Raw genomic sequence first — 22,287 nt, 5'->3', positions numbered from 1 at the left:
AGGAACGCTAAAGGAGTGCCGGCAGGATGAGCCCACGTATCGCGATCAATGCCTTTCGCCTGCTGGTACTGGTGGGTTGCAGCGCCCCGGCCGTGTGGCTGATCTGGCAGTGGTGCTACGGCGACCTGGGGGCGGTGCCCGGTGAGGCCGTGGTGCATTACACCGGCAATACCGGCTTGATCCTGCTGCTGGTGACCATCGGGTTCAGTCCCGCCTTTCGCCTGACCGGCTGGGTCGGTTTTATGATCGCCCGCCGCCAGATCGGCCTCTGGGCCTTCTTCTGGCTGGTGGCGCACATGCTGAGCTGGATGGGGCTCGACCAGTACTGGGACTGGCCCTGGATTCGTCGGGAGATGATTGAGCTGGAGTATGTGCGCTACGGGGTGGCGGCGCTTGCGCTGCTGGTTCCGCTGGCCGTGACCTCCTTCCAGCGCGTCCGGGTGGCCATGGGCAACCGCGCCTGGCACTGGCTGCATCGACTGGTGTATGTCTCGGCGGGCCTTGGCGTCACCCACCTATGGATCCTGACCCGCGCCGACTATCTGGTGCCGAGCCTCTATCTCGGGGTATTGGCCGCGCTGGTGGCGTTTCGTCTCGTGGATGCCATCATCCATCGTCAGTGAAGGGGCCGGCCATCGGCCGGCCCCGGGCCTACTGTCGCCTGTCATTACTGGGTGGTCACCAGCATCACCACGCTGAGGGCCGCCGAGATCCACATGGCGGGCTTGATCGCCTCGATGCGCCCGGTGAAGACCTTGATCAGCACGAAGGAGAGGAAGCCGAAGGCGATCCCCAGGGTGATCGAGTAGGTCAGCGGCATCAGGATGATCGCCAGGAAGGCGGGGAAGGCCTGCTCGAAGCGCGACCACTCGATCTTGCTGATCGGCGCCAGCATGAACAGCCCCACCAGCACCAGCGCCGGCGCCGTGGCGATGCCCGGTACCAGCGAGAGCAGCGGCGAAAGGAACAGGAAGGGCAGGAACAGGCAGGCGATAACCACGGCCACCAGGCCGGTACGCCCGCCCTGGGCGACACCGGCACCGGACTCGATGAAGGTCTGGGCCGCGCTGGTGCCCAGCGGCGCGGCGATCATGGAGGCGAAGGCGTCCACGGTCATGGAGCGCTTGAGGTTGCGGGGATTGCCGTCCTTGTCCTTCAGGTCGGCGGACTCCGACAGCGCCATGAAGCAGGAGAGTGCGTCGAAGAAATTGGTGAACAGCATCACGAAGATGAACGGCAGATAAGCGACCTTAAGCGCGCCCCAGATGTCCACCTGCATGACGGCGCTAAAGTCGGGCCAGGCAGCCAGGCCACTCCATTCTACTACCACGTCACCGCCCCACAGGCGCCCCATCGGCGTGGCCAGCAGCGTGGTCAGGGCGATCCCCAGGATCAGGGCGCCATTGAGACGCATGATGACCATGATCGCCGTGGCCATCATGCCGACGAAAAAGGTGATCAAGGCCGGGTCCATGTTGCCCAGCGTTACCAGGGTGGCGTCGCTGCCGACGATGAAACCGGCATTCTTGAAGCCGATGAAGGTGATGAACAGGCCGATGCCACAGGTGATGGCATAGCGCAGCGAGGGTGGAATGGCATTGATGATCGCCTCGCGCACGTTGAACATCGCCAGGGTGGCGAACAGCACGCCGGACCAGAACACGCAGCCCAGCGCCACCTCCCAGGAGAGCCCGGCGCCCTGCACCAGGGTGTAGGTGAACAGGGCGTTCATGCCCATGCCGGGGGCCACGAGGATCGGGTTTCTGGCATATAGCCCCATGGCCAGGCTGCTCATGAAGCTGATCAGCACGGTGGCCGACAGCGCGGCGGAGAAGGGGATGCCCGCATCGGAGAGAATCGCCGGATTGACCACGATGATGTACATCGAAGCCAGGAAGGTGGCGATACCCGCCAGGACTTCGGTACGCAGCGATGAGCCGCGGCGTGTCACTCCAAAGTAGCGATCGATCCAGCGGGTAGGCGCATCGGTATTGTCGTCAAGAGAAGTGGAGGTCGGTTCCATAGTAGCTGATCCATTGTTGTTGGAGGTCGGGATGGAATGAGGCCTTGAGGTTGTCCCGCAGAGTAAATGCGGTCTTGTCGGTCCAGCGTGGGTTAACAGCTCACTGTCTGACCATTCGGTCAGCATTGCTCGGAGTACAGCCTAGACAATTATTGACCGATTGGACAGTGCTGTTTCGACCATAGTGGTAGAGGCAAAATATCCCTAGGTTGTCATGGGAATTGGCGCCTGGTGCTTGACGGAGATGAGGCTGAAAGAGCACCGGTAGGTAACGTCCCGGCGCGTAACAATACGGCGATGACCGAGAGGCCATCGCCGTTGCATAGACACCATTCGAGAGAGCTAGTCGCGACGATGCTGTCGCCTGCCGCCGGCCCAGGTTTCGGCCACGGTGCGATCATCGCCCAGCATCATCAGGGCGAAGAGCTGCTCCGACAGGGTGCGGCAGCGGCGGGTGCGACGCGCCAGCAGCGGTGTGGCGGCAGGGTCGAGCACCACGAAGTCGGCCTCCATGCCCGGGGCGAGTCGACCGATGCGGTCGTCGAGCGACAGCGCCCTGGCGTTGCCCAGGGTGAGGCCGTAGAAGCCCTGCCAGGCGGTCAGCGGCTGGCCCCGCAGCTGTCCGACCTGATAGGCCGCCTTGAGGGTGGCAAGGCCGGACAGGTCGGTGCCGCCGCCGATGTCGCTGGCGTAGGTGATCTGCAGTCCGGCGTCGCGAGCGGCAAGGCGATCGAAGAGCCCGCTGCCGAGAAACATATTGGAGCTGGGACAGAACGCCAGGTCGGCGCCGAGCGCGGCGAGCCGTCCGCGCATCTCCTGGTCGAGATGGATGCCGTGGGCGAAGGTGCTTCGCGGCCCCACCAGACCGGACTGCTCGTAGACCTCAAGATAGTCGCGGCTACCGGGAAAGAGCTCGGCGACCCAGTCCAATTCTCCGGTATTCTCGGCCAGGTGAGTCTGAAGCCACAGGCTCGGGTCGTTGCGCAGCAGCCCGCCGGTGGCGTCGAGCTGCTCGCGGGTGGAGGTCGGCGCGAAGCGCGGCGTCAGGCTGTAGCCGAGGCGGTTCTTGCCGTGCCAGTCGCCGATCAGCCGTTCACTGTCGCGGATGCCACCCTGAGTGTCGTCGGTCAGTGCCTCAGGGGCGTGACGATCCATCAGCACCTTGCCGGCCAGCATGCGCAGGTCGCGACGCCGGCTGGCCGTGAAGAAGGCATCCACCGACGCCGGGTGGCTGGAGCAGAACACCTGGGCGGTGGTGGTGCCCACCCGCAGCATCTCGTCGAGAAAGGCGTTGGAGAGGGCCTCGGCGTGCTCGCGCTGGGCGAAGCGACACTCTTCCGGGAAGGTGTAGTCGTTGAGCCAGTCGAGCAGCTGGCGCCCGTAGGAGGCCATGATCTCCAGCTGTACATAGTGCACATGGCTGTCGATAAAGCCGGGCGTGATCAGCTTGTCCCGATGGTCGACGATCTCGATCCCGGCGGGCAGCTCGGCGGCGAGCCTGGCATAGTCGTCGACGGCGCGGAGGTGGCCGTCTTCGATCCACAGGGCGCCGTCCGGGAAATGGCGCACGCTGCCCTGGACCGGGCTATCGTCCTCGCCGGGGTCGGCATCGAAGCTCAGCAGTTGGGCGCGAATCACGCGGGAGTCGTTCGTTGTCATGTCGTCAGGACTCTTGGGGTTTGGTAGGAGCGCAGCTTGCTGCGCGAGGGTAGAGACCACCCGGCGCCATCGCGCTCTGAAGAGCGCTCCTACAGGGGTGGTGCCAACGGTTTTCGTAGACATGATGGATTGACCTGCCCCTCCTCAACGTCGTGGGTTACGTTGAGGTTGAGGCAACAACACAGAGCCACTATTGAGGGAGGCAGGTCATGAAACAGTCTAACGCAACTCAGCGAGCCGTTGTCGACCGCACCGTCACCGAGCAGGTCAACGCCGCCAGCAACGTTCACGCCGCCTATATCGGGCTGGATGTCCACAAGGCGAGCATTGCGGTGTCCGTCGCCGAGGCGGGGCGGCATACCCCTGAGTTTCGTGGCGAGATTCCCAATGAGCCCAAGGCGATCGACAAGCTGGTTCGCCAGCTGAGCGAGCGCTTCGCTGGGCAGCCTCTGCTGTTCAGTTACGAGGCTGGCCCCTGCGGCTACGGGGTCTATCACCAGATCCAGGCCAGCGGGCATGACTGCGAGGTGGTGGCCCCGACCCTGATCCCGCGCCGCGCCGGCGATCGCGTCAAGACTGACCGCCGCGATGCGCAGATGCTGGCGCGCCTGTCGCGGTCCGGGGAGCTCACGCCCGTCTGGGTGCCTACGCCGGAGCAGGAGGCGATACGCGACCTGACGCGGGCCCGCGAGGACATGAAGGCCGTCGAGCTCAAGGTGCGACAGCGACTGAACGCCTTCCTGCTGCGTCACGGCAAGGTCTATCCCGGCAAGAGCAAGTGGCTTCCTGCCCACTTCCGCTGGCTGGAAACGGTGCGCTTCGACACCTCGGTTCAGCAGATTGTGCTCCAGGAGTACATCGAGGCGGTGCGCGATGCCCGGCGCCGCGTGGCCGGCCTGGAGAGGCAGATGGAGACAGCGCTGCCGAGTTGGTCACTGGCCCCGGTGGTCGAGGCCATCCAGGCGATGCGCGGTGTCAGCCTGATCACGGCGATGACGGTGCTGGCCGAGCTCGGTGACATCAGCCGCTTCGACTCGCCTCGTCAGCTGATGGCCTACTTGGGCTTGGTGCCCAGCGAGCACTCGAGCGGTGGCAGCCGACGCCAGGGCGGCATCACCAAGACCGGCAACGGGCATGTACGACGCGTGCTGGTGGAGGCCGCCTGGAGCTACCGGTTCCCGGCCCGCAAGACGCGCATCATCGAGCAGCGGGCCGAGAGGACCTCGCCGACGGTGCAGGCGATTGCCTGGGAGGCGCAGAAGCGGCTCTGTGGGCGCTACCGCCGGCTGGCGGCCACGGGCAAGGTCAAGCAACAGGTGGTGACGGCCGTGGCCCGGGAGCTGGCCGGCTTCCTGTGGGCGATTGCCTGCGAGGCCATGGGCAAACCCCACGCCAGTCGAGCCACGGCATGAGCTTCCCGTCCCAGTGCCTTCGGGTCAGGGAGCGTCGGGCCGGTGGGAGAACCCCTGACGCTCCTATGAGGCCCCCGCCCTCCGGGGCAGGGTGACCCTCGCTTGTAGACCAGGGCAGCTCCGCGACGAAGTGATGACAGGTCGGTACCCAACCCACGAATACCAGAGAGATCCACCGTCGCTGATAGCCCCTCGCTTCCTGATCCGAAGGCATTGAGGATGATCACAAACGACAGAGACAACCGAACCCTTGACAGGTCAATCCATACCAGGAGCGCAGCTTGCTGCGCGAAGGTGGAGGCCACCGGGCGCCTGCGGCGCCAATCGCGCTCTGAAGAGCGCTCCTACGGGGAGTTCTTGGCAAACACCTGGCGCAGCTCAGCCGGGTCGAGACCACGCTGATCGGGGCGCTCGGCGTGACCCATCAGCGGCAGCAGCTCGGCCAGGGTGGCCAGTGCAATGGCGTAGGGCGTCTTGTCGCCGCCGGTACCTCCGCAAGCCGTGCCGATGGGGCAGCGCACCTGAGCCAGGGCCGCCTCGTCATGGCCGGCGTCGGTGAGCCGCGACCGGAAGCTGGCCCACTTGCTCTTCGAGCCGATCAGGCCGATGGAGGCCATATCGCCCCGCCTGAGCAGGGCGTCGACCAGGGCGCGATCCTCGGCGTGGTCGTGGGTCAGCACGAGGGCATGGCTGCCCGCTGGCAGTGCCGCCACGGCAGCCTCGGGATCGGGGCTTGGCCGGCACTCGAGCCGGGGCTGCTGGGCGGCCCACTCCGGGAAGGCGTCGTCGCGACTGTCGTGCCACAGCACCCGCCAGGGCAGCGGGGCGGCCAGGCGCACTAGCTCGGTGCCGACGTGCCCGGCGCCGAAGATCGCCAGGGTCGAGGCGCTGCCGGGGAAGACCTCGATCAGCAGGTTGACGAAGCCGCCGCAGCACTGGCCGCTGCGCCCGCCCAGGGAAAGGCCTCCAGGCTCATGCCGCCTTCCCCTCGATCCAGGCGCCCGCGGGCCAGCGCGATGGCCTGCCACTCGAAGGTGCCACCGCCCAGGGTGTCGAAGACCGCATGCTCGGTGATCACCATCCGCGCCCCGGGTTCCCGGGGCGTGGAACCAGCGCTGGTCACCTGGGTGACCAGGGCGTGGGGCAGCCCGTCGCGCTGCAGGCGGTGCAGCGCGGTGTGCCAGCTCTCCGGGCGCCGGGCCGGGTCGTGCGCGGGAGCCATCAGGCGTCCCCCTGTTCCAGCGGCCAGGGGTGGTACTTGGCGCGCAGCGCCTCGGCGGCGAGCAAGACGCGCTCCGGCGTCGCCGGGGTGTCGAGCCTCGGCGCCTCGGCATAGTCGGCCAGGCTGGCCAGGGCATCGCGCAGCGCTGACCACACTGCCATGCCGAGCATGAAAGGGGGTTCGCCTACCGCCTTGGAGCGGTAGATACTCGCCATGGAGTTAGGGTGACCCTCCATCAGGGCAACGTTGAACACGGGCGGCAGATCGCCATAGGTCGGGATCTTGTAGGTGGCCGGGCCGTCGGAGATCAGCCGGCCGGCCTCGTTCCACTTCAGCTCCTCGCTGGTCAGCCAGCCCATGCCCTGGATGAAGCCCCCTCCACCTGGCCGATATCGATGGCCGGATTCAGCGAATCGCCCACGTCGTGGAGAATATCGACTCGCTCGACCTGGTACTCGCCGGTGAGGGTGTCGACGCTGACCTCCGCCGCCGCGGCGCCGAAGGCGTAGTAGTAGAAGGGACGACCTTGACCGACGTTGCGGTCGTAGTGGATCAGTGGGGTGGCGTAGAACCCCTTCTCGGAGAGCGAGATGCGATTGAGATAGGCTTCCTGGACCAGTTCGCCCCAGGGAATGCGCCGCTCGCTCTCGCCGTGGCCCGCCACCAGGTGACCGGCTTCCAGGCGCATCGCCTCGCGGTCGAGCCCTTGATTCTTGTACAGATGGGTATGGGCGAAGTCGAACAGCCGCTGCTTGAGCTTCACGCAGGCGTCCCGGGCAGCCTGACCGTTGAGGTCGGCACCGCTTGAGGCCGCGGTGGGCGAGGTATTGGGCACCTTGTCGGTGCGCGTGGCGGTGATGCGCACCTCGTCGACGTCGAGTCCCAGCTCGCGGGCCACTACCTGACAGATCTTGGTGTGCAGCCCTTGGCCCATCTCGGTGCCGCCGTGGTTGATCATCACGCTGCCGTCGGTATAGACGTGGAGCAGCGCGCCGGCCTGGTTGAGGTGCTTGGCGGTGAAGGAGATGCCGAATTTCACCGGGGTCAGCGCCAGGCCGCGCTTGACGATCGGGCTGCCCGCATTGAACTCGGTGATGGCCTGGCGACGGGCCCAGTAGTCGCTGCTGCTTTCGAGTCGCTCGACGAGCTCATGCAGCAGGCCGATCTGATCCACCTGCTGGCCATAATGGGTGGTCTGGCGGCCGGCGCGATAGAAGTTGCGCTTACGCACTGTAAGCGGGTCCTCGCCGATGCGTCGGGCGATGTCGTCCATCGCCGCTTCGATCACCATCATCCCCTGGGGGCCGCCGAAGCCGCGGAAGGCGGTGTTGGAGGCCGTATGGGTGCGGGCGCGATGGCCGGTGACTCGCGCCTCGCCCAGCGAGTAGGCGTTGTCGCTATGGAACATGGCGCGGTCGACGATGGCATCCGAGAGGTCCGGCGAGTAGCCGCAGTCGCCGATCACGGTGATCTCGCCGCCCTGGATCACGCCTTGTTCATCGACCCCGAGGCGGTAGCGGTTGTGGAACGGGTGGCGCTTGCCGGTGACGCGCATGTCGTCGGCGCGGGGCAGGCAGACGCGGGCGCCGCGTCCGGTGCGGCGGGCGATCAGCGCGGCCATGCACGCCCATGGCGACGCCTGGGTCTCCTTGCCGCCGAAGCCGCCGCCCATGCGGCGCACTTCTACGGTCACCGCGTGGAAGGGGATACCCAGCACCTCGGCGACCAATTTCTGAGTCTCGCTAGGGTGCTGGTTGGAGGTGTAGACCGTGACGCCTTCGTCCTCGCTGGGCAGCACCAGGCAGGCCTGGCCCTCCAGATAGAAGTGCTCCTGGCCGCCGACGAACTGCTCGGACTCGACCACATGGGCGGCACCGGCCAGTGCCTGCTCCCAGTCGCCGCTCTGCTGCACATGGGTGGGGCGCACGAACTCCCCGCGCTCGGCGGCAGCCACGGGATCCAGGCGGGGAGCGCCCTCCTCGATCTCGGCGATCTCGGCTATCACGGCGGGGCTGGTCGCCTCGCGGGCGGCGCGCTGGCTCTCGGCGGCCACGGCGAAGAGCACCTGACCGGCGTAGCTGATCTCGTCCTCGACGAAGATAGGATCGCCGGGGAACACCGGGCCGATATCCGTGTGGCCCGGCACCTCGCCGATGGCGATGACGTCGACCACGCCGGGCAGTGCCCGTACCCGGTCGAGGTCAGCCCCTTGAGCCGGCCGTGGGCCACCGGCGAAAGTCCCAGGGCGACGTAGAGGGTATCCGCCGGCGCCTTGAGGTCATCGATGTAGGCGGCGCGGCCGGTGACATGCTTGACCGCGCTCTCGTGGGCGCGGGCGTGGGGGCCTGCCCCGGTGGCGAGGGTGTCGCGGGCCAGGGGGCCGTCGCCCTTGATGCGCCCTACCTGCTCCTGCCGGGCCTTGGCGGATTCAGCGCTGACGTCGGCGTCGGCCATTGTGTCGAGCTTAGTGAGCGTACGCATGGAGCATGACCTCCCCCGGAGAGTGGCTTTCTTGCTGATTCATGACCAGCCGCAGGCGTTCCAGCAGGTTGGCCGCGGAGAGCTGGCGATAGTGTGCGCTGCCGCGGACATCGGACATCGGCTGGAAGTCCTGCTGCAGGGCCAGCCGGGCGGCCTGAAAAGCGGCCGGCGAGGGCGGCTGTCCCTCCAGCGCGGCTTCTGCCCTCGCGGCGCGCTTGGGGGTCGCGGCCATGCCGCCGAAGGCCAGGCGCACGTCGCGCATCTTGCCGGCCTCGCGCTTCCAGCTGAAGGCGCCGAGTACCGCCGAAATATCATCCTCTCTACGCTTGGACAGCTTCCACACCTTGAGGGTTTGTCCCTCTTCCAGCCGCGGCAGAAACACGGCGCGGATGACTTCACCTTCGCCCAGGGCGGTCCGCTTGTAGTCGAGGAAGAAGTCCTCCAGGGGGATCTCGCGCTCGCCCGCGGGGCCGGCTAGCCGCAGCCGCGAGCCCAGCGCCAACAGTACCGGCGGGGTGTCGCCGATCGGCGAGGCGTTGGCGATATTGCCGCCCAGCGTGCCGCGGTTGCGCACCTGAGCCGAGCCCAGGCGATGCAGCAGGTGGGCGAAAGGCTCGAGGTGTTGCGCCAGCAGGGGCTCGAGGCGGGTATAGGTCACGGCAGCGCCGACCCACCAGCCCTGGCGGCCGTCTTCCAGGGTCGCCTCGTCAATGGCGTTGAGTTCGGCAACGCGGGTGGTATCGATGAGATGTGCGAAGCGCTTCAGTCGTTGCGTCACCTCCAGCCAAAGATCGGTGCCGCCGGCCACCAGCGGGGCATCGGGGTAGCGACGGCGGTCCTCAACCAGCTCGGCCAGGGTGGCGGGCTGCGCAAAGGCGGTGTCGTTGTCGTCGGTTGCCTTGGGGGCGGTGGCGTCGGTCGCCAGATCCAACCAGTCGGGGCGCTGATGGGGATGGTCGCTCATGGAGAGTGCGGCATCGCGGATCGGCCGATAGCCGGTGCAGCGGCACAGGTTGCCGCCCAGCGCGGCTTCCAGGCGCTCGGGAGTCAGCGGCGCCGGGCGATGTCGCTGCTCCTCGTGAAGGGTGAACAGCGACATCACGATCCCCGGCGTGCAGAAGCCGCACTGGCTGGCGTGGCAATCGACCATGGCCGCCTGGGCCGGGTGGAGGGCCTCGCCTTGGGCCAGTCCGTCCACCGTGACCAAATGGCGGCCGTTGAGCTGGTGGGCAGGGGTGATACAGGCATTGGCGCTGTGATAGTGCAGCTGACCGTCAGGACCCGGTTCACCGATAGCCACGGTACAGGCACCGCAGTCGCCTGAGGCGCAGCCCTCCTTGGTGCCGGTGCTGCCGAGGGTATCGCGCAGCAGCTCCAACACGCTGGTGTCGGGCGTGACGCTGCATTGCTGCGGCTGCCCGTTGAGCTTGAAGTTGATCATCGCCGTGTCTCGAGTTGGCTGTTGATGTTGTTAGGGGATCGCGCAAGCTGTCAGCTTGTTGACCATGTGGTCAGGATGCTTTCAGCATCGGACAGATTGTCGCGCTTTGCAAGTCTCGGTCGGTCGGTCGCGGCAAAAATCCGTTCTTCCCGGGGGTGGGGGCCGTCACTGGGGGTCGCGTGGTGACAAGTGGGCTATTGGAGAATTTGCAGGCCGAAGCGGGCTGGGGCACTCTTTGCATTCCGAAACTTAGGGTGGGGAGCCTGTCGATGCCACAAACGCCAAGCCCAGAGAAACCGCGTACGCGAATCGTGAGTGTCAGCAACGGTGCCACCCGTGAGCGCAATGAGCGCGAGATTCTCGCCGCCGCCGAGCGGGTGTTCGCTCGGCACGGCTACCGTGGGGCCAGCGTGCAGGCCATTGCCGAAGCGGCGGGGCTGCCGAAGTCCAATGTGCTCTACTACATGGGCAGCAAGCGGGGCCTCTACGTGCGGCTGCTGGAGCGCATGATGGCGCGCTGGAATGCGCTGCTCGACGACATCAGCGTGGAGGACGATCCCGCCGAGGTGCTCGAGGCCTTTATTCGTAGCAAGATGGAGCTGTCGCGGCGCCACCCGGAAGGCTCCCGGCTGTTCGCCGCCGAGATTCTCGGCGGTGCGCCTTTTCTGCAGGAGTATCTGAGCGGTGAGCTACGTGCCTGGGTGGAAGAGCGCGCGCGTATCTTCGAGCAGTGGGCTGAGCGCGGCCTGATGGACCCGGTAGATCCGGTGTGGCTGATCTTTTTGATCTGGTCCGCCACCCAGCACTATGCCGACTTCGAGGCCCAGGTGCTGGGGATTACCGGCAAGGAGGCGCTGACCGACCGCGACGTGGAACAGATCACCGCCTTCCTGACCCAGGTGATCCTCAAGGGGTGCGGGGTGAGACCGCCTGGGAGCGGGGCATGATAGAGTGTTGTCAGGCGCATGTTGAAAAGGTGAAGCCATGAATACGGCAAAGGACGATGTGCGGCAACTGCTCGAGTCCCTTCCCGAGGACTGTACGATGGAAGATATCCAGTACCATCTCTACGTCGTAGAAAAAGTACAGCGAGGCAGTCAGCGCGCCGAGACCGAGGGGGCTCTGAGCCAAGAACAGGTCGAGAGGAAGCTGGCAAAGTGGCTCGACCGCTAGCCTGGTCACCAGAAGCGCTCGAGGATCTGGCACTCATCGCTGAGTATATCGAGCGAGATTCGGCCTTCTATGCACGGGCTGTCGTAACCAAGTTGGTGGATACGGCTCGGGCGCTAGGGGCGTTTCCTGAGCTAGGCAGAGTCGTGCCCGAGCTTGGTGAGGCGAATATTCGTGAGCGCTTTGTCTATAGCTACCGCCTGATTTATCGCGTGGAGGCTGAGCGTATCCTGATTCTGGCCGTCATCCATGGGCGTCGTCTGCTGGAAAATACAGAGCGCTTCCCTCAATAGGCTTCAAGCCTCCCTCGGCAGCGACAGGCTGATCGCCACCGTCGCCGCGAGCATCGCACTCGACACCCACAGCGTGGCGGTGAGGCCGCCGGTCATGTAGAGCCAGCCGGAGAGCAGGGTGCCGATCAGCCGGCCCATGGCGTTGGCCATGTAGTAGAAGCCCACGTCCAGGGAGACCCCGTCGCTTCTGGCCAGCTTCACGATCAGGAAACTGTGCAGGCTGGAGTTCACCGCGAAGACCGCGCCGAAGAGCAAGAGCCCTCCTAGCAGTACGACGTGTGGTTGAACCTCCATGAGGAGAGCAATCAGCGCCGGCAGGGCGGCCAGCGCCGCGGCCCAGGCGATGGCGGCGCCGCGTCCCGCGCTCCGTCCGGTGATCCTGGGGGCTGCGGCCTGCACCGCCCCGTAGCCGATCACCCAGAGCGCCAGGAAGCCCCCACCCGCCAGCTGTCCCAGCCGAACTGGGTGGCCAGGAAGACCGGCAAGGCCACCACGAACCAGACGTCCCGGGCGCCGAAGAGACACAGCCGAGCCGCCGAGAGGATATTGATGGCGCGGCTCTTGGAGAGCATCTCGCGAAACTTCGGCTTGGCCTTGGCGCGGCCCAGGTCGCCGTCCAGGCGCATGAGAGAGAGCGCCAGCACCCCGGCCAGCATCACCGCCATGGCGAGTATCGCCCCCTGGAAGCCGATCAGGGTCAGCAGCAGCCCCCCCAGGAAGAAGCCTACCCCCTTCAGCGCGTTCTTGGAGCCCGTCAGCAGCGCCACCCAGCGGTAGAGCGAGGCGTGTCCGGCGTCGCCGGCCGGCACCAGGGTCTTGATGGCGCTCTTAGCGCTCATCTTGTTGAGGTCCTTGGCGATGCCCGAGAGCGCCTGGGCGGCCATCACCCAGGGCACCGAGAGCCAGGCCATCGGCACCAGCAGCATGGAAAGCGCCACCACCTGCAGGCCGAGCCCCAGGTTCATGGTGCGGTTGAGCCCGAGGCGCGCCCCCAGCCAGCCCCCACCAGGTTGGTCACCACCCCGAAGAACTCGTAGAAGAGAAACAGCAGCGCCACTTCCAGGGCCGAGTAGCCGAGCCCATAGAAGTAGAGCACCACCAGCATGCGCAGAGCGCCGTCGGTGAGGGTGAAGGCCCAGTAGTTGCCGGTGACCAGCAGGTACTGGCGGATCTCCCGGGGCAGGGCGGCGACGCGGGCGATCATTCCTTGCCGCTCTCAACCCCGGTGGCCTTGCCGACCTTGGCGGCCAGCTCCGCGGTGCGGCAGGCGTAGCCGTACTCGTTGTCGTACCAGGCGTAGAGCTTCACCTGGGTGCCGGCCACCACCATGGTGGAGAGGGAATCGACGATGGCGCTGCGCGGGTCGGTGCGATAGTCGATGGAGACCAGCGGGCGCGCTTCATAGCCGAGGATCCCGGCGAGCTCGCCCTCGGCGGCCTCCTTCAGCAGGGCGTTGACCTCCTCCTCGGTGGTCTCGCGGGCGACCTCGAAGACCATGTCGGTGAGCGAGGCGTTGGCCAGGGGCACGCGCACGGCGTGGCCGTTCAGCTTGCCGGTCAGCTCCGGAAAGATGGCGGTGATCGCCTTGGCGGAGCCGGTGGTGGTCGGGATCAGGCTCATGCCGCAGGCTCGGGCCCGGCGTAAATCCTTGTGAGGTGCATCCAGAATCGTCTGCGTATTGGTGATGTCGTGGATGGTGGTCATGGAGCCGTGGCGGATGCCGAGCGTCTCGTGGATCACCTTGACCACCGGCGCCAGGCAGTTGGTGGTGCAGCTCGCCGCCGTGACGATGCGGTGCTTGGCCGGATCGAACAGGTGGTCGTTGACGCCCATCACCAGATTGAGCACGCCCTCGTCCTTCACCGGGGCGCTCACCACCACGCGCTTCACTCCCTGGTCCAGGTAGCGCTGGAGCTTCTCTTGCGTCTTGATCCTGCCGGAGGCCTCGATCACCACGTCACAGCCGGACCAGTCGGTGTCATCGATCTCGCGGTGTGACGTGAAGGCGATGTGCCGGCCGGCCACCGTCAGGGAGGACTCGTCCGCCGTGATATCATCGCCGCCGCCCGTCCACTGGCCGTGCACCGAGTCGAACTGCAGCAGGTGGGCGAAGGTGGCGGCGTCGCCGCCCGGGTCGTTGATCTGCACGAACGCGAGGTCCGGGTTCGTCCAGCCGGCGCGCAGCGCCAGGCGGCCGATGCGGCCGAAGCCATTGATGCCGATGCGTATCGTCATGGGGGGCTCCTTGGGTGTCGCAGGAAAAGGCAGGAAGAGCATATATGGCGAATCGTATATGAAACAGGATGACAGTTCGATGACAGCGTCGCTGCCCATCGAGGCCAGGCTCGACGCCATCGGTGCCGCCCTGGCGGACCACTCCCGCGGGTTGCTGGTGGCCGAGCCCGGGGCCGGCAAGACCACCCGGGTGCCCCTGGCGCTGCTCGAGGCTCCCTGGGCCGCCGAGGGTCGGCTGCTGCTGCTGGAGCCCAGGCGGGTGGCGGCGCGGCTCGCCGCCGGCTTTATGGCGGAAAGCTTGGGGAGAAGGTCGGCGAGACCGTCGGCTACCGGATGCGCGGGGAGAGCCGGGTGGGGCCCGCCACGCGCCTCGAGGTGGTCACCCAGGGGGTGCTCACCCGCATGCTCCAGGAGGATCCGCTGCTGGAGGGGGTGGCCGGCATCCTCTTCGACGAGTTCCACGAGCGCAGCCTGGAGGCGGACCTCGGCCTGGCGCTGGCCCTGGACGCCCAGTCGGTGCGCGACGACCTGCGCCTGCTGGTGATGTCGGCGACCCTGGACGTCGAGGCCCTGCTCGGCGTGCTGGGGGAGGGCACCCCGGTGATCGACTGCCCCGGGCGTACCTTTCCCGTCGCGACCCGCTACCGCGCCCTCAACGCCCGGGAGGAGGCCGCGCCCCAGCAGGCCCGGGCGCTGCTCGACGCCATGGGGCAGCAGGAGGGCGACGCCCTGGTGATCCTCCCCGGTGTGGCGGAGATCCGCCGCCTGGCCCGGGAGCTCTCGCACCGCTCGCCCGAGCTTGCCGTCATGGAGCTTCATGGACGCCTGCCCCTCGAGGCTCAGCGCCGGGCCCTGCGCCCCGACCCCGAGGACCGCCGTCGGGTGGTGCTGGCCACCGCCATCGCCGAGTCCAGCGTCACCGTGGACGGCGTGCGCCTGGTGGTGGACGCCGGCCAGGAGCGGGTGCCGGTGTTCCAGCCGAGAAGCGGCCTGACCCGCCTGACGACGCGCCGGGTCAACCGCGCCAGCGCCGACCAGCGCCGGGGCCGTGCCGGCCGCCAGGGCCCCGGCCTCTGCCTGCGTCTCTGGGCCGAGGAGCAGCCGCTCATCCCCCACGGCGAGCCGGAGATCCGCCAGGCCGATCTCGCCCCGCTGGCCTTCGAGCTGGCGCGCTGGGGCGTCACCGACCCGGGTAGCCTCGCCTGGGTCACCCCGCCCCCGCCGCGGCGCTTTCCGCCGGGCGCGAGCTGCTCCGGCGCCTGGGGCTGCTGGATGCCGAGCACCACCTGACCGAGCTGGGACGGCGAGCGGGTCGCTGGCCCACCCACCCGCGTCTCGCGGCCATGCTGGAGCGCGCCCGAGGGCTCGACGCGCTGCCGCTGGCCTGCGCCCTGGTGGCGCTGCTGGAGGGGCGCGGCCCGGACGACGAGCGGGACCTGGAGCAGGCGCTGCGGGGCCGGCTGCGCGAGCCCCGGGAGCACCGCCAGTGGCAGCACGACGCCAAACGCCTGGCGCGCATTGTGGGGGTGTCACTGGACGTGGCGAGCCTTTCGCCGCTCGGCGAGCTGCTGGCGCTGGCCTATCCGGAGCGCATCGCCCAGCGCCTGGACGCCCGGGCCGCTTTCGCCTGGCCGGCGGGGGCCTGGCGACCCTGCCCGACCGCCACCCCCTGGCCCACGCCGAGCTGCTGGTGGCGGTGGAGCTCGACGGCGAGGCGAGCGGGGCGCGCATCTTCCGCGCCGTGGGGCTCTCTCGGGAGCGGCTCGAGGCGCTCTATCCAGAGTGCGGCCAGTGGCGAGCGAGCCTCGAGTGGTCCGACGCCGAGGGCCGTTTGCTCGGCGAGCAGGTGCGTGGCCTGGGCGCGGTGGTGCTGGAGCGAAAGCCCCTGGCCAAGCTGCCCCCGGAGGCGGTGAGGGCGGCGCTGCTCGAGGCGCTGCGCCGCCGCGGCCTGCCCCGGGATGAGGCCCTGACCCAGCTGCAGGGGCGGGTGGCGCTGCTGCGCCGAACGTTCGGTTCGGAGGTTGAGTCGCAAGCACAGGCGGCGTGGCCCGACTGGTCCGACGAGGCCCTGCTGGCGAGCCTCGAGGCGTGGCTGGGACCGCACCTCGACGGCATCACCCGGCTCGACGCCGTGGAGCGCCTGCCCCTGGCGCGACTGCTCCTCGACACCCTCGACTGGCGCCTGCGCGCCCGCCTGGACGAGCTGGCCCCGGCGCGACTCCCGGTGCCCAGCGGCGCCAGCCACCGGGTGGACTACGCGCCCTGCCGGGAGGGCAAGCCGCCGGTGCTGGCGGTGAAGCTGCAGGAGTGCTTCGGCTGGCAGGCCTCGCCTCGCGTCGCCGACGGCCGCGAGGCGGTGCTGCTGCACCTGCTTTCGCCGGCACGCCGCCCGCTGCAGGTCACCGCGGACCTTTCGAGCTTCTGGGCGGGCGGCTACCCGGAGGTACGCAAGGAGATGCGCGGCCGCTACCCCAAGCACCCCTGGCCTGAGGATCCCACCACCGCCCAGGCCACTGCGCGCACCAAGCGGGGCAGCCGCTCTTCAGGCGGGTAACAGGCTCACCGCGCCCATGGCCAGCGCCAGTAGCCCCAGGCTAATGCCGAAGGCGGGCCAGGGCAGCAGCCTGGCGTCAGCGCGGCGTAGTTTCCAGCCCAGCAGGCGTAGCTGGCGAGCCAGCCGCTGGTGGCGCTGGCCAAGGTGGCGGTGATAGGCCGCTCGCCGGGCGGCAAGGTGGGCCTGCAGGCGTGTTGCCGGCAGCACCAGGGCAGCCAGTGCCAGGGCCGTCAGCGGTGCCACGCTGCCCTTGGCCAGCAACTGGACGGGGGCATCGGTCAAGGCGGCCGCCGCCTGCCATGCCCAGGGCAGCAGGGCGGCGGCAGCGCCTAGCCCCCACCAGCCGAGCCACAGGCCGAGCGGCAGCGGCGTCGCCAGCGCGGTGGCTGGCTGTCGACGCAACAGCCAGAACAGCCGCAGCATCAGCAGGGTGGTGGCCACGCCGCTGAGAGTGATTGGCCAGCTGGGCAGGCCGCTGCCCGTCAGCGCCGCATCCATCCCGGCCTTGATCAGCACGCCGCCGGTGACCGGGACGCCGGCCAGCGTCAGAGCGGGCAGGAGCATGCCCAGAATCACCCAGCGGCGAGTGGCCGGCAGGGCTCGGGGCAGCAAGCCCGCACCCAGGAACAGCGCCGCCTTGGCGAGGGCGTGGACTGCCACCAGCAGCAGCAGGACGCTCAGGGTGTCGGCATCGGGACCATCCCTCAGGGCCAATCCAATCAGCGCGGTGATCAGCCCCATCTGACTTACGCTCGACCAGGCCAGCAGTGTCTTGGGATCGTCCTGGGGGAGCCCGCGAAGGGCGCCGTAGAGGGCGCCTACGAGACCGGCCACGACCAGCGGCAGGCCCCAGGCGGCAATCTCCCCGGCGGCCGGCAGCAGGCGCAGCGCACCCAGCACGCCGGCCTTGATCATCAGTCCCGAGAGCAGCGCGCTGGCCATGGGAGGCGCCACTGGGTGGGCCAGCGGTAGCCAGGCATGCACGCCGATCACCCCGGCCTTGATGGCGAGTCCCGTCGCTAGACAGGCCAGTGCCAGCGGGGCAGGCCGTTCGCCGCCAGCGCCGCGAAGCGCAGGTCGTGGGCGGTGGTGGCCACGAGTGCCACGCCCATCAGCATGATCACCTCCGCCAGCAGCATCATGGCGAGATAGCCCGCCCCGGCAAGCCTGGCCCGTGGGGTGCCGTGGTGCTGCACCAGGGCCCAGCCGAGCAGGCCGAGCAGGGCAACGCCGAGATAAAAACTCAGCAGGTCCTGGGCCAAGAGCGTCAGCGCGTGCGCCGCGGCCGTCGCGGCCAGCACCCACAGCAGTCGGCCGGGAGCCGGGATATGCGCGTGGCTGCGGGCGGCAAACGCGATTGCCAGGGGCCAGATCGCCAGCGCCGGCAGCACGAAGGCCAGGCCCATAGGATCGGGCCAGGGCATCGCCAGCTGGGGTGCGCCACCGGTCATCAGCGCGGCGGGGCCCAGCAGCCAGACCAGCAGGGCGAGCCCCAGCCCCAGCGCGGAGAGCCGGACGATACGCGGATTCCGGCCGTCGCTGGCAAAGGGGGGAGGTGGCGTCGTCGATCGTGACGCGGTCGGCCTCAGGGCCAGATCGAGCAGCCGGCACAGCCAGGCGGCGGTGAGCAGGGTACCCAGCAGCAGGCTCAGGGCGATCACCGGTTGATCCTGGGCGATGGCCGCCTGCAGCAGCCACCACTTGCCGATGAAGCCACCGGTAGGCGGGATGCCCACCAGGCTGATCCCGGCCAATGCCACGGCGAGCCAGGCCAGCGGCAGCGATGTGGCACTTCCGGTCAGACCGGCCAGGCGGTCGTGTCCGTGGGCGGCGGCGATGGCGCTGGCGGCCAGGAACAGCGCCGCCTTGGCCAGGCCGTGGGCCAGCAGCATCAGCAGCGCGCCCTGCGTGGCTAGGAGGGGGGCGTCACTGCCGCTGGCCCAGCCGGTGTCGCCGGCGAATCCCAGCAGCAGCAGGGCGTAACCGCTCTGTGACAGGGTGGACCAGGCGATCAGTCGCTTGAGGCGCGACTGCAGCAGGGCCTGTAGCCCGCCCCACACCAGCGCGGCGCTGCCCAGCAGCATCAACAGCGTCGCCAGGGGGAGCCGGAGGTGGGCGAACGGGCCAAGCCACAGCTGCCACAGCACGAACAGCGCCACGGCGACCACCACCGCTGAGAGCATGGCGCTGACCGGCGGTCGGGCGCGGGCATGGGCGTCGGGGAGCCAGGCGTGCAACGGCACCATGGCGGCCTTGATCAAGAGTCCCAGGCTGATGGCGACCGCCGCCAGTCGCGCGGCGCCTCCGTCCTCAAGGGCCTCGGCGAGCAGCGTCATGTCCAGGCGGGCGGTCTGGCCGTAGAGCAGGGCGACACCTAGGAGATAGAGCAGTGAGGCGAGCAGCGAGGCGAGCAGATAGCGTAGCGCGGCATGCCCCCGAGGGTCGTCTCGCGACATGGCGACCAGACCCACCGCCGCCAACGCCACCAGCTCCAGGGTCACGTAGAGGTTGAAAAGATCGCGGGAGAGCAGCAGGGCATTGAGCCCACCCCATAGCAGCCACCATAGGCTCCAGAGATAGCGATCGCTGCGGATCTCGCGTTCGAGCAGCAGGGCCAGGCTGCCGGCACCGACCACCAGCGCCGTCATGCCCAGCATCAAGGCGCGCGGCGGGTCGAGCTGCCAGAGGATACCGACCGGAGGATGCCATCCGCCCAGGGCGATGTGGCTGTGGAGGTCTGGCAGCAGGGAGAGGGCGGCAATGGCCAGGGCGATCGGCATGGCCGTCAGGCCCAGGGCCACCTGACGGCGTGGGCTGGCAAGCCCCAGGAAGGCCGTCAATGCCAGGGTCAGCGGGATGACCACGACCAGCGGCAGCGACCAGGCGCTCAACGTCTCGGTCACGGCGACTCCCCGGGGTCGCGGTGCTGCCCTTGGCCGTGCACGATCAGGGCCAGGGCTGCCGCAGTGGTGCTCACTGCCACCACGATCCCGGTCAGCACCATGGCATGGGGAACCGGGTCGATTCCTTCGTTACTCTGAGCCAGGGTCACCAGCAGCAGGAAGACGGCGCTGGCCAGCACGTTGAGGGCCAGCACCCGACGCAGCGGGTCGGAAAAGCGGAATAGGCCGACCAGGGCCATCACGCACAGAATGGCCGACAGCAGGGCGTAGAGGGGAGTCATTGTCCCGGCTCCCCGAAGAGATAGAAGGCCATCATCATCAGAGCAATGGAGAGCGCCGTGGCCACCTCGATGGCCAGGATAAGCGTTGGGGCCAGGGGCGTGGGGATGGTGAAGAAGGTGCCGGTGATCAGCAGTCCTCCTAGGGCTACGGCGAGGAACATCACCAGGCCCGCGGCCAGGAGGGTTCGCAGCCGCCACTGGTGTCGCTCTTGGTACATCCAGGGCACGCTGTCGGCAAGAAGCAGCAGCACCCCTCCAGCGCCCATCACGGCCCCGGCGGGGAAGGCGCCTCCTGGGGCGTGACTGCCACGCCACAGCAGGTAGGCAGGCACCAGCAGGAACAGCGGATGCAGCAGGTGCGACAGTGCCGGTAGGCCCGGCAGGGCGGTGGCTGGAGCGAAGGGGCGTAGCGCCGGCCCCAGCGACCAGACCAGCGCCACCGCGGTCAGCATCACGGCCACCTCCAGCAGGGTGTCCAGGCCGCGCAGGTTGAGCAGCAACGCAGTGACCTCATGGCTAACGCCGGTGGCCCCCAGTTGACTGGCGACGTCCTCGACGAGGCCCGGGCGCGGCAGGCGATGGGCCACCCAGCCCAGCCAGACGACGAATAGGCCGGCCGCGGCCAGGGCCAGCCATTGCAGCGGCCGCTGCCAGGGGGGCGGGGTCGGGTGAGGCCACGCAAGCGCCGGCAAGCGGCCTAGGGCCGAGAGCAGCAGGGCGCCGGTGACGCCGGCCCCGATGGCAGCCTCGGCGAGGGCGATATCCGGGGCGCTCAGGCGTACCCAGACCAGGGCCATCAGCAAGCCGAAAGCCATGAAGCTGACCACCGCCGCAAAGCGGTGGTGGCCAACAGGGTCTGCCAGGCCAGCCCGATCAGGCTGGCGGCCAGCAGCAGGTCGAAGGCCCAGCTCAGTACCATCACCGTGTCGATGGCCTCGGCGGCTCCGACCGCTCGGTTTCAGGCTGAGACGCGGTACGCGGCCTGATGCCGCAGGCCAGCGCGGTGGCGGCGATCAGGGTGGCGCCGACGCTGGAGGCCACCAGCATCAGCACCCAGATCAGCAGGTACTTCACGGCCACCGCGAGACTGGCTGACTGCAGGGCCAGGCCCAGGCAGATCAGACCCAGGCCCAGGGTATCGGCCTTGGTCAGGGCATGAAGGCGGGCATAGACATCGGGGAAGCGCACCAGGCCGAGGCTGCCGGCGCCAAAGAACAGCACGCCGAGCGCCACCAGCACGGGGCTTAGCCAGGCCAGCGGCTCAGTCACGGCGAGCCTCCTCGCGGGTACTGCCGTCCTCCCTGAGCAAGGTCCAGGTGCGGGTGACGAAGTTGGCGGTGGCGATGGCCGCCAGCAGGGCGAAGAGCAGCGCCACATCGACCAGCGCCGGCAGGTCCAGGGCGGTGCTGAGCAAGAGCAGCACGGCGATGGCCGAGGTGCTGATCAGCTCGGCGGCGAGCATTCGGTCGGCGCTGGTGGGGCCGCGCCAGATGCGCCAGATGCCGACGCCGGCATTGATCAGCAGCAGGGTGGCGCCGGCCACGTAGAGCTGGGAGATCATGGCTTGGCCCCATCGGGCGGGGTGACGCCATAGAGGCGGGCGATGCGTTGCTCCAGCCGTGCCAGTGCCCGTGATGTGTCGTCATGGTGGTGAAGCACGTGGACGTGAAGGGCGTCCTGGGTCAGGCGCAGGGTCAGGGTGCCCGGCACCAGGTTGATCAGGGAGGCCATGAACAGTCGCGCCGGGCCCTCGGGAAGCTGCTGCCAGGGATATTCGATCACTCTGGTGTCAAGCGCCAGGCGTCCCCGGCAGGCCAGCCGAGCTACCTGCATTCCCCCGCGCAGCGAGAGCATGAGGGCCTGGGGCAGGAAGGTCAGGGCGACCAGCAACCGCCAGCGCCAGGCCCCGGGCGCCGGCATCAGCAGCGCCGTGGCAACGATGGCCGGCAGCCCCCAGCGCCAGGCGCGTGGGTCGCCGGCACTCAGTGCCCACCACAGCAGGGCTAACAGGGCGAGGCGCCAGGCCCAGGCTGTCCATTGTCGACCCATCACCATCACGAGGCTTCGGTGCTGGCGCGCTTGCGATCGCCTGAGGCCGGTCGATCGGCGGCGTCTCGCCGTCGCAGCACCCACTTTTCCCCTCCACGATCAAGAAGATCGCCACGCTGCCGGCGAGGATGACCAGCCAGTGGTCGAGGCCCAGGGCATCGCTGCCGAAGATAAGCTGCATGAACGGCAAGTAGGTCCAGGCGAGCTGCAGGGCGAGCACCAGGGCGATGGCGATCCATACCGGCCGGCTGCCGAAGATGCCCCTCACCGAGAGCGAGCTTGCCACCATGAAGCGGCTGTTGATGAGGTAGGCGGCGCTGCCCGTGACCAGCATGTTCACGGCGCCGCTGCGGGCCAGCTCCTCGCTGCCCTCCTGGTAGAGCAGGATCCAGGTGAACATGGCAAAGACGCCCGCCAGCAGCAGGAGAGAGACAAACACCACCCGCCATAGCAGGAAGAGATCCAGCAGGGCGGCCGAAGGGTCGCGGGGCTGGCGCTGCATCAGGTCGGACTCGGCATCCTCGAAGGCCAGGGCGAGGCCGAGCGTCACCGCCACCACCATAT

The 22,287-nt window shown here is 68.3% G+C and carries 20 protein-coding genes and 4 pseudogenes; 8 read left to right on the top strand and 16 right to left on the bottom strand.

The genetic code is table 11. The features are described 5' to 3' along the window. The first annotated feature begins 26 nt into the window (after positions 1-26). The gene (locus ACSJDS_RS12970; protein ID WP_473033625.1) at positions 27-623 is read left to right on the top strand and encodes a protein-methionine-sulfoxide reductase heme-binding subunit MsrQ; all 597 of its coding nucleotides are present in this window, start codon (positions 27-29) and stop codon (positions 621-623) included. A 44-nt stretch (positions 624-667) separates the two neighbouring features. Here the strand turns inward: ACSJDS_RS12970 and ACSJDS_RS12965 are convergent, their stop codons facing one another. Together ACSJDS_RS12965 and guaD are read right to left on the bottom strand one after the other, a co-directional pair. After that, positions 668-2,023 (bottom strand): NCS2 family permease, encoded by a 1,356-nt coding sequence (locus ACSJDS_RS12965; RefSeq protein ID WP_473033624.1) that lies wholly within the window; start codon positions 2,021-2,023, stop codon positions 668-670. Between the two features lie 342 nt (positions 2,024-2,365). Beyond that, on the bottom strand, positions 2,366-3,682 hold the full coding sequence (guaD, locus tag ACSJDS_RS12960; RefSeq protein ID WP_473033623.1) for a guanine deaminase: 1,317 nt from the start codon (positions 3,680-3,682) through the stop codon (positions 2,366-2,368). 209 nt (positions 3,683-3,891) lie between these two features. On the opposite strand from guaD, the gene ACSJDS_RS12955 reads away from it, so the two are divergent. Continuing rightward, positions 3,892-5,094: an IS110 family RNA-guided transposase gene (locus tag ACSJDS_RS12955; protein ID WP_473032606.1), complete on the top strand. Its 1,203-nt coding sequence runs from the start codon at positions 3,892-3,894 to the stop codon at positions 5,092-5,094. 344 nt (positions 5,095-5,438) lie between these two features. Here ACSJDS_RS12955 and xdhC read toward each other — a convergent pair. From xdhC to xdhA, 3 genes and pseudogenes are all read right to left on the bottom strand, one after another. Then, positions 5,439-6,316: pseudogene (gene xdhC / locus ACSJDS_RS12950) on the bottom strand (xanthine dehydrogenase accessory protein XdhC). After that, a pseudogene (gene xdhB, locus ACSJDS_RS12945) lies at positions 6,316-8,797 on the bottom strand (xanthine dehydrogenase molybdopterin binding subunit). The pseudogenes xdhC and xdhB overlap by 1 nt, the downstream one beginning before the upstream one ends. After that, a complete protein-coding gene (gene xdhA, locus ACSJDS_RS12940) occupies positions 8,781-10,238 on the bottom strand; it encodes a xanthine dehydrogenase small subunit (protein WP_473033622.1) in 1,458 nt (485 codons plus the stop codon). The pseudogene xdhB and the gene xdhA overlap by 17 nt, the downstream one beginning before the upstream one ends. Before the next feature lie 269 nt (positions 10,239-10,507). Here xdhA and ACSJDS_RS12935 point away from each other — a divergent pair, with 269 nt between their 5' ends. The 3 genes from ACSJDS_RS12935 to ACSJDS_RS12925 are packed head-to-tail and all read left to right on the top strand — an operon-like array spanning position 10,508 to position 11,701. Further along, positions 10,508-11,185 (top strand): TetR family transcriptional regulator C-terminal domain-containing protein, encoded by a 678-nt coding sequence (locus ACSJDS_RS12935; protein ID WP_473033621.1) that lies wholly within the window; start codon positions 10,508-10,510, stop codon positions 11,183-11,185. 37 nt (positions 11,186-11,222) lie between these two features. Further along, entirely contained in the window at positions 11,223-11,411 is a 189-nt protein-coding gene (locus ACSJDS_RS12930; protein ID WP_473033620.1) for a hypothetical protein, read from the top strand. Further along, on the top strand, positions 11,396-11,701 hold the full coding sequence (locus ACSJDS_RS12925) for a type II toxin-antitoxin system RelE/ParE family toxin (protein WP_473033619.1): 306 nt from the start codon (positions 11,396-11,398) through the stop codon (positions 11,699-11,701). Before ACSJDS_RS12930 ends, ACSJDS_RS12925 begins: the two co-directional genes overlap by 16 nt. Positions 11,702-11,704: 3 nt before the next feature. Here the strand turns inward: ACSJDS_RS12925 and arsJ are convergent. Together arsJ and ACSJDS_RS12915 are read right to left on the bottom strand one after the other, a co-directional pair. After that, a pseudogene (gene arsJ, locus ACSJDS_RS12920) lies at positions 11,705-12,905 on the bottom strand (organoarsenical effux MFS transporter ArsJ). Further along, positions 12,902-13,936, bottom strand: coding sequence for an ArsJ-associated glyceraldehyde-3-phosphate dehydrogenase (locus ACSJDS_RS12915; RefSeq protein ID WP_473033618.1), 1,035 nt, complete (start codon positions 13,934-13,936; stop codon positions 12,902-12,904). Before ACSJDS_RS12915 ends, arsJ begins: the two are co-directional and overlap by 4 nt. Before the next feature lie 351 nt (positions 13,937-14,287). On the opposite strand from ACSJDS_RS12915, the gene ACSJDS_RS12910 reads away from it, so the two are divergent. Genes ACSJDS_RS12910 through ACSJDS_RS12900 form a run of 3 tightly spaced genes read left to right on the top strand, consistent with a single transcriptional unit; the run spans position 14,288 to position 16,490 of the window. Next, positions 14,288-15,226, top strand: a complete 939-nt coding sequence (locus ACSJDS_RS12910; protein ID WP_473033616.1) for a helicase-related protein — start codon at positions 14,288-14,290, stop codon at positions 15,224-15,226. 53 nt (positions 15,227-15,279) lie between these two features. Then, complete coding sequence (locus ACSJDS_RS12905; protein ID WP_473033615.1) at positions 15,280-15,849, top strand: hypothetical protein; 570 nt, start codon at positions 15,280-15,282, stop codon at positions 15,847-15,849. Continuing rightward, complete coding sequence (locus ACSJDS_RS12900) at positions 15,768-16,490, top strand: ATP-dependent helicase C-terminal domain-containing protein (RefSeq protein WP_473033614.1); 723 nt, start codon at positions 15,768-15,770, stop codon at positions 16,488-16,490. Before ACSJDS_RS12905 ends, ACSJDS_RS12900 begins: the two co-directional genes overlap by 82 nt. Here ACSJDS_RS12900 and ACSJDS_RS12895 read toward each other — a convergent pair. The 9 genes and pseudogenes from ACSJDS_RS12895 to ACSJDS_RS12855 form a co-directional block, all read right to left on the bottom strand. Then, positions 16,479-17,474 carry a proton-conducting transporter transmembrane domain-containing protein gene (locus ACSJDS_RS12895; protein WP_473033612.1) on the bottom strand — a complete coding sequence of 332 codons (996 nt, stop codon included), beginning with the start codon at positions 17,472-17,474 and terminating at the stop codon, positions 16,479-16,481. The two genes, ACSJDS_RS12900 and ACSJDS_RS12895, sit on opposite strands and share 12 nt — an antisense overlap. Before the next feature lie 35 nt (positions 17,475-17,509). Next, positions 17,510-19,393, bottom strand: coding sequence for a complex I subunit 5 family protein (locus ACSJDS_RS12890; RefSeq protein ID WP_473033611.1), 1,884 nt, complete (start codon positions 19,391-19,393; stop codon positions 17,510-17,512). After that, positions 19,390-19,674 (bottom strand): NADH-quinone oxidoreductase subunit K, encoded by a 285-nt coding sequence (locus ACSJDS_RS12885; protein WP_473033610.1) that lies wholly within the window; start codon positions 19,672-19,674, stop codon positions 19,390-19,392. The genes ACSJDS_RS12890 and ACSJDS_RS12885 overlap by 4 nt, the downstream gene beginning before the upstream one ends. Continuing rightward, complete coding sequence (locus tag ACSJDS_RS12880) at positions 19,671-20,489, bottom strand: MnhB domain-containing protein (RefSeq protein WP_473033609.1); 819 nt, start codon at positions 20,487-20,489, stop codon at positions 19,671-19,673. The genes ACSJDS_RS12885 and ACSJDS_RS12880 overlap by 4 nt, the downstream gene beginning before the upstream one ends. Beyond that, a complete protein-coding gene (locus ACSJDS_RS12875; protein ID WP_473033608.1) occupies positions 20,471-20,593 on the bottom strand; it encodes a hypothetical protein in 123 nt (40 codons plus the stop codon). The genes ACSJDS_RS12880 and ACSJDS_RS12875 overlap by 19 nt, the downstream gene beginning before the upstream one ends. Next, positions 20,593-20,943, bottom strand: a complete 351-nt coding sequence (gene mnhG / locus ACSJDS_RS12870) for a monovalent cation/H(+) antiporter subunit G (RefSeq protein ID WP_473033607.1) — start codon at positions 20,941-20,943, stop codon at positions 20,593-20,595. The genes ACSJDS_RS12875 and mnhG overlap by 1 nt, the downstream gene beginning before the upstream one ends. Beyond that, a complete protein-coding gene (locus ACSJDS_RS12865; protein ID WP_473033606.1) occupies positions 20,936-21,235 on the bottom strand; it encodes an MrpF/PhaF family protein in 300 nt (99 codons plus the stop codon). The genes mnhG and ACSJDS_RS12865 overlap by 8 nt, the downstream gene beginning before the upstream one ends. Further along, positions 21,232-21,723 (bottom strand): Na+/H+ antiporter subunit E, encoded by a 492-nt coding sequence (locus tag ACSJDS_RS12860; RefSeq protein ID WP_473033605.1) that lies wholly within the window; start codon positions 21,721-21,723, stop codon positions 21,232-21,234. The genes ACSJDS_RS12865 and ACSJDS_RS12860 overlap by 4 nt, the downstream gene beginning before the upstream one ends. 151 nt (positions 21,724-21,874) lie before the next feature. Next, positions 21,875-22,285 (bottom strand): annotated as a pseudogene (locus ACSJDS_RS12855) (cation transporting ATPase C-terminal domain-containing protein); the annotation flags it as partial. Positions 22,286-22,287: the final 2 nt, after the last annotated feature.

Source organism: Halomonas sp. SL18_1, from assembly GCF_055755715.1.
Note: the sequence above shows the minus strand (reverse complement) of the source record. Positions and strands in the feature narration are given on the sequence as shown.